This is a genomic window from Streptomyces sp. NPDC025833 (assembly GCF_055558055.1).
Genome location: NZ_JBVHNF010000024.1, coordinates 95,631 through 102,153 on the forward strand (window position 1 = coordinate 95,631; position 6,523 = coordinate 102,153).

5 protein-coding genes are annotated in these 6,523 nt (G+C 72.3%); 4 read left to right on the plus strand and 1 reads right to left on the minus strand.

The window, feature by feature from the left end:
* Positions 1-8: 8 nt before the first annotated feature.
* Positions 9-545: a hypothetical protein gene (locus ACZ4K2_RS33530; protein WP_467479279.1), complete on the minus strand. Its 537-nt coding sequence runs from the start codon at positions 543-545 to the stop codon at positions 9-11.
* Between the two features lie 371 nt (positions 546-916).
* Here ACZ4K2_RS33530 and ACZ4K2_RS33535 point away from each other — a divergent pair, with 371 nt between their 5' ends.
* The 4 genes from ACZ4K2_RS33535 (at position 917) to ACZ4K2_RS33550 (ending at position 6,305) form a co-directional block, all read left to right on the plus strand.
* A complete protein-coding gene (locus tag ACZ4K2_RS33535) occupies positions 917-1,660 on the plus strand; it encodes an SOS response-associated peptidase (RefSeq protein WP_467479277.1) in 744 nt (247 codons plus the stop codon).
* A 385-nt stretch (positions 1,661-2,045) separates the two neighbouring features.
* On the plus strand, positions 2,046-2,678 hold the full coding sequence (locus ACZ4K2_RS33540; protein ID WP_467479275.1) for a serine/threonine-protein kinase: 633 nt from the start codon (positions 2,046-2,048) through the stop codon (positions 2,676-2,678).
* Positions 2,600-4,288, plus strand: coding sequence for an MFS transporter (locus ACZ4K2_RS33545; RefSeq protein ID WP_467479273.1), 1,689 nt, complete (start codon positions 2,600-2,602; stop codon positions 4,286-4,288). The genes ACZ4K2_RS33540 and ACZ4K2_RS33545 overlap by 79 nt, the downstream gene beginning before the upstream one ends.
* Positions 4,289-4,478: 190 nt before the next feature.
* Complete coding sequence (locus tag ACZ4K2_RS33550; RefSeq protein ID WP_467479271.1) at positions 4,479-6,305, plus strand: glycoside hydrolase family 3 protein; 1,827 nt, start codon at positions 4,479-4,481, stop codon at positions 6,303-6,305.
* Positions 6,306-6,523: the final 218 nt, after the last annotated feature.

Genomic DNA, 6,523 nt, shown 5'->3' on the forward strand with positions numbered 1-6,523 from the left:
CCGGGCCGTCAGTGCTCGCTCATGCTGTCGAGTGCCTCGGTGATCAGGCGGGTGGCGAAGTTCTGGTCCTCGGTGATGCGGTTGATGTGCTCCGCCAGCAGCAGGACGGTGCCCTCCAGGGCGGTCATCTCCTCGTCGGTCCAGTAGCCGTACTGCCGGCGCCACAGGCCGGGGCTCAGACCGGTTCCCGCGGCGACGACCAGGCCCGTCATGGTGGGGATGACCTCGGGCGGGAAGCTCTTGGGCATCAGGCGCATCGTGGCCACCAGGCTCGGCACCACGTACTCGACGGGGTCCTTGCCGTGGTTCTCGTGAGCCCTGCGCAGCCAGGTCATGAACATGAAGATGAGGGTGCAGGCGCCGTCCAGCAGGTCGTCGAGTCCGCCCGCGCCGAGAGAGGCGGCGTACTGCGCCGTCAGTGCCTGCTGTTCGGCCGCCGGCCGGCTCCTGCCGTCGTAGACGGCCTTGAGGTGGGAGTCGATCACCATGAGCACCGCGCCGACGTCGCCGACGGGAGCGTACTGGGGGTCACAGGGCGATGACACGGAAATGCCTCCTCATCCGGCCGGCGCGTGGCCGGCGTGGTCACGCAAGCACTATGCCGGGCGCGGAGGACCCTCCGGCGGCCGATCCCCGATCCCCGGTGAGCGGGCCGCCGCCGGGCGCCCTCCGGTACGACACCAGCACCGTGGTCGCGTCCGTGATCGGGCGGTGGTTTCGAGCACGTGGTCGAGGAGGTCGTCGCGGCCGAGCCGGTGGACGAGTGGTGGGAGTTGCCGGTCTTCGGGGTACCGCCGCGTTCGCCGGAAGCCGGTGGCGCGGCCCGTCCCGCCGGCGGCGGCCCCGGCGCGGGACACGTCCGCCGGATGCCGCAGCGGAGCCCGGTCGAGCGGCCGGACGGTGGGAGAGTGGTCGTATGTGCGGTCGATACGTCTCCACCCGGCGCCCGCAGGACCTGGCGCAACTGTTCCACGTCGCCCGGTGGCCGGCCACCGAGGCGCTCGCACCGAACTGGAACGTCGCCCCGACCGACGACGTCTGGGCGGTCCTGGAGCGCACCCCACGCGACGCGGACGGAACCGCGGCGCCCGTGCGGGAGCTGCGGCCGCTGCGCTGGGGCCTGGTGCCGTCCTGGGCGAAGGAGCCGGGGATCGGCGCGCGGATGATCAACGCCCGGGTGGAGACCGTGCACGAGAAGCCGACCTTCCGCCGCGCGTTCGCCGGACGCCGGTGCCTGCTTCCGGCGGACGGCTTCTACGAGTGGCAGCCTGTCGAGGACCCGGCCACCGGCAAGGCCCGCAAGCAGCCGTACTTCATCCACCCCGAGGACGACCGGGTGATGGCGCTCGCCGGCCTGTACGAGTACTGGCGCGACGCGGCCGTCCCCCAGGACGACGACCCGGCCGCCTGGCTGATGACCTGCACCATCATCACCACCGAGGCCACCGACGCGGCCGGCCGCGTGCATCCGCGCATGCCCCTCGCCCTCACCGAGGAGCACTACGACGCCTGGCTCGACCCCGCGCACCACGACCCCGGCGAACTGCGCGCCCTCCTCGGCCGGCCCGCCGACGGACTCCTGGACGCGCGCCCCGTCTCCACCGCCGTCAACAACGTCCGCAACAACGGCCCGCAACTCCTCGACCCGGTCGGCCTGTAGCCGCCGTCGGCCCCGCCGGAGCCGACGCGCCGGGCCCGCGCGGAGGCCGGGGAGGCCGTGTCAGGCGAAATTCACGGGTGGGGCGGACACTGTCGGCGAGCGTGCGGAGCACGGCCGGAACAGTGGTGCCGTGTCGCCCGTGTTCGCTCGCAACCAGCAGGTCGGCAGCGGAGGTTGGGTACGTGAGGTCACGAGGGTCGGCCGCGGGCGTGTGGCTGCCTCCTGCGCGGGTGGGGCCCGCACGTCCGCGGGACACCGCGTCCGCCACGGGGAGCGAGCCCCACCGCCCGCACACCCTTGCCGGTCGGCGGCCACGCGGTGCAGCCTGTCGCACCGGTGCACCGACATGCCGGATGCGGACGATCCTGACCGGGGAGGCGTAGCAGTGCGGGACCTACTCCTGGGAAACCGGTACCGGTTGGTGAAGCAGCTCGGCGAGGGCGGAATGGGGCAGGTGTGGGAGGCGCAGGACGAGAGGCTCGGGCGGCCCGTCGCGGTCAAGGTGATCTCCCTGCTCGCCGGCGGCGGAAGCCACGGTGACGAGGCACGCGCCAGGTTCCTGCGTGAGGCGCGCATCACCGCCCGGCTCCAGCACCCCAACATCGTGACCATCCACGACCTCGGCGAGGCCGACGCGGGGGGCGCCACGGTCCCGTTCCTGGTGATGGAGAGGGTCCTGGGCGAGGGCCTGGACGCGATGCTGCGCCGGGGCGCCGTCACCCTGCCGGACGCCGCCCGCTGGGGCGAGCAGATATGCGAGGCGCTCGCCGACGCGCACGGCGCCGGCATCATGCACCGGGACATCAAGCCGTCCAACATCCTCATCACGCCTTCCGGCAACGTGAAGGTCCTCGACTTTGGCATCGCGCGGGCCGCCGACCCCTGGCGACCTCGGACCGGCTCACCCAGACCGGTTTCATCGTGGGCACACCCCCGTACATGGCTCCCGAACAGGCGCGCGGTTTCCCCGAGCCGCGCAGTGACCTGTACGCGCTCGGTTGTCTCCTGTTCGAGCTGATCACCGGCCGGCTGCCGTTCCAGGCGCCCGACACCGTGGGCTACCTCACGGCGCACCTCACCCAGGAACCGCCCACCCCCAGTTCGGTGGCCGCGAGCATCCCGCCCGCCTGGGACGAGGTCGTGCTGACCCTGCTGCACAAGGAACCCGGCCGACGGTACGCGCACGCCGCCGATCTCTCCCGGGCCCTGCGGCAACTCGACCGCGTCCCCGGAACCGTGCCGGCGACGCGCGGTTTCACGCACCCTCCCACCGTGCCGGACCACGGTGCGCTCGTTCCCAGCCCCAACACGCCCCCCGCGCCCCGCCGGTGGGGCCTGGCCGCGATCGCCCTCGCGCAACTGGCGGTGCTGTTCGGGGCGACGATCGGGGGCCGGTACGACTACAACGGCCTGCCGCCGATGTTGTTCCACGCCTTCGCGATCGCCTTCGGTGCCCTGTTGCTGCCCGGCGGCCACCTCGCGGACGTCGTGGGACGCAGACGAACGCTGGTCACCGGTCTCACGGGTTTCACGGCGGCCACCCTGCTCTGCGGCGTGACGACCGCCTTCCCGCTCTCCTCCGCCATGCCCGCGGTGATCCTCTCCCGTGTCCTCCAGGGCGGTTTCGGCGCGCTCCTGACGACGGCGGCGCTGGCCATGGTGGCCACCGGTGCCACCGGACCAAGGGAACGCGTCAAGGCCTTCGGGCTCTATGCCGCGGTCAGCGTCGGCGGCCCGGTGCTGGGACTCCTCGCGGGCGCGTCCCTGGCCGCGGGCCCGCTTCTGGGCTGCACCTTGATCTTCGCCCTGCTCGCCCTGACCGGCGTCCGCGCGCTCCCGCACGACACCCCGGACCGCACGGGCACCGGCACCGGTACCCGCTTCGACCTACCCGGTGTGCTGCTCGGCTCCCTCGGGCCGGCCGCCCTCACCTTCGGCTTCGCCCGCGCCCAGTGGTGGACCGGCTGGGCCGACCAGTGGGTGGTCGGCGCGCTCGCCACCGGCCTCGTCCTGGTCACGGCCTTCCTGTGGTGGCAGCGCCAGGCGTCGAGCCCGCTGCTGCCGTCGTACCTCCTCGGCGACCGCGGTCGCCGCGGCGGCCTCCTGACCATGGCCCTCACCGGTGTCGGCATCCTCTGCCTGATGCCGCCACTGGCCCGGATCGTGGGCGACGACACCGCCCTTCCGATGCTGCCCATGCTCGTCGCGATCGTCGTCTGCTCGACCCTGATCGCCCCGCGCCTACTCGCACGGGCCGTACCGCCCCGGCGCCTCATCGTGGCGGGCATCCTGATCACGCTGCTCGGACTGGCCCCGGGGATCGTCGCCATCGGTGCCGATGCCCCGTTCCCGGTCCTGCTGTCCTGCGTGGTCACCGCGGGCCTCGGCATCGGTCTCGTCTTCCCACCGCTCTTCGCCGGCACGACCGCCGGCGTCGCCTCCCGGCACTCCGGTGCGGCGGCGGGCGCCCTCGTCACGGCCCAGAGCCAGGGCCTCGGCACGGCGGTGTACAGCGGCCTCGACGGACCGCCCTGGTGGGCGGTCTTCTGCCTCCTCCTCGCCGGTCTGACCGCAGCCCCACTGACGACGGCCGGCACGTCCGACACCCGCACGCGAAACGGGAGTTAGACCGCCGGGCCACCCCCCGCTCGCCGCCTGGTGCGCCCGGGTCAGGGGGCAGGCCCCGCATATTGTCTAGACCTATTTTGTCCATACCTCTTGCCCGGCCGTGGCCCCCGGGCTACGTTTCCCGCCGTTCGGAGTACTTCACGTTTCCTTCAACTCCCCTGACGGGCAAGGCTGGAAGGAGCACGTCCGCATGCAGGACCGGAGTCTGTCCAGACGCAGCGTTCTCGCCTCCGCGACCGTGGCCGCCGCGAGCGCGACGGGCGTCGTAGGCATGACGGCCACTCCCGCTGCCGCGCACCGGCGCGACGGCCGCCTCAAGAAGATCCTCTCCAGGATGAGCATCGAGGCGAAGATCGGCCAGCTCTTCGTGCCGTACTTCTACGGTACGTCGGCGACTTCCCCCAGCCAGTTCGACCAGGACCGCAACCTCAGGGAACTCGGCGTCCGCACCGTGGCCGAGCTGATCGCCAAGTACCACGTCGGCGGTGTCATCTACTTCGCCGGCTGGGCGAACAACATCCAGGACCCGCGCCAGATAGCGGACTTGTCGAACGGTGTGCAGCGGGCCTCGCTCGCCCTGCCCACCCCCGTCCCGTGCCTGATCTCCATCGACCAGGAGCACGGCGCCAACGTCCGCATCGGCAGCGGCGCCACCCAGTTGCCGGGCGCGATGGCGCTCGGCGCGGGCCATTCGCCCTCCGACGCGCGCACCGCCGGCCGGATCTCGGGCACCGAGCTCGCCGCCCTGGGCATCCACCAGAACTTCGCCCCGGTCGCCGACGTCAACGTCAATCCGGCCAACCCGGTCATCAACGTCCGCTCCTTCGGCGCCGACCCCCGCGAGGTCGGACGCATGGTGTCGGCCCAGGTGACCGGTTACCAGCAGGTCGGCATCGTGGCCTGCGCCAAGCACTTCCCGGGCCACGGGGACACCGGGGAGGACAGCCACACCGGACTGCCGGTGATCACCCACACCCGCGAGGAGTGGGAGCGCATCGACGCCCCGCCCTTCAAGGCCGCGATCGCCGCCGGCGTCGACGCCATCATGACCGCGCACCTCCAGGTCCCCGCGCTCGACCCCAGCAACGATCCCGCCACCCTCTCGCGCCCGATCCTCCAAGGCGTGCTGCGCGACGAACTCGGCTTCGAGGGCGTGATCGTCACCGACGCCCTCAACATGCGCGGCGTGCGCACCAAGTACGGCGACGACCGCGTACCCGTCCTCGCCCTCAAGGCCGGCGCCGACCAACTGCTGTTCCCGCCTGACATCGACGTCGCCTACAACGGTGTCCTGGCCGCCGTCCGCGGCAAGGAGATCACCGAGGACCGCCTCGACGAGTCCGTCCTGCGCATCCTGCGGCTGAAGGACAAGGCCGGCCTGCTCAGCGGCAGCCCCTACGTCTCCCCGAAGGAGGTCGACCGGGTCGTCGGCGCCCGCGGTCACCGGCTCGCCGCCGCCCGGATCGCCGAGCGCACCACCACCCTGCTGGTCAACAGGAACGAGACGCTGCCGCTGCGCCGCGGGCAGAGGAAGCTGCTCGTGGTCGGCGCCAGCCCGGCCTTCCCGACCGACGACACCCGCACGACGGTGCCCGAGCTGGCCGAGGCGTTCGACGAACTGGGCTACCGCACCACCCAACTCGTCACCGGCCGGACGCCCGACGCGGCGAAGATCGACGAAGCGGTGGCCGCCGCACGCGGACGGGACGCGGTGGTGGTCACCACCGACAACGTCGGCGCCACCAGTGCCCAGCGCACCCTGGTCTCCCGGCTGCTCGCGACGGGCGTCCCCGTCGTCCACCTCGCGGTGCGCAACCCCTACGACATCGCCCACCTCGGCGGCGTCCCGGCCTCGCTCGCCTCCTACTGCTGGACCGAGGTCGAACTGCGCGCCGCCGCCCGGGTGATCGCCGGCCGGGTCGAGCCGCGCGGCAAGCTGCCCGTGCCCGTCCAGCGGGCCGACGACCCGGCCAAGGTCCTCTTCCCCGCCGGGCACGGCCTGTCGTACGACGACTGACACCCCCGTCCCCGCACGGCTACCGGCCCCGTGCCCTCTGATGAGAGGGGGCACGGGGCCGTCGGAGCCACCCGCTGGTGCGGTGACCGCTCCCGTGCCCCGGAGGGGTGTGTGTTAGGGTCAGGGTGTTGCAGTTTTGGTACCCATGAAGCTATGTGCGCCTGACGGGAATGTTTCTCCTGCAGGCGCATTGTTTGTTTTCCGGCGTCTTCCGGATG

Bases quoted from the DNA above. Each gene is read 5' to 3' on its own strand.
- ACZ4K2_RS33545 (WP_467479273.1), top strand. From the start codon at position 2,600: ATGGCTCCCGAACAGGCGCGCGGTTTCCCCGAGCCGCGCAGTGACCTG.
- ACZ4K2_RS33535 (WP_467479277.1), top strand. From the start codon at position 917: ATGTGCGGTCGATACGTCTCCACCCGGCGCCCGCAGGACCTGGCGCAA.
- ACZ4K2_RS33550 (WP_467479271.1), top strand. From the start codon at position 4,479: ATGCAGGACCGGAGTCTGTCCAGACGCAGCGTTCTCGCCTCCGCGACC.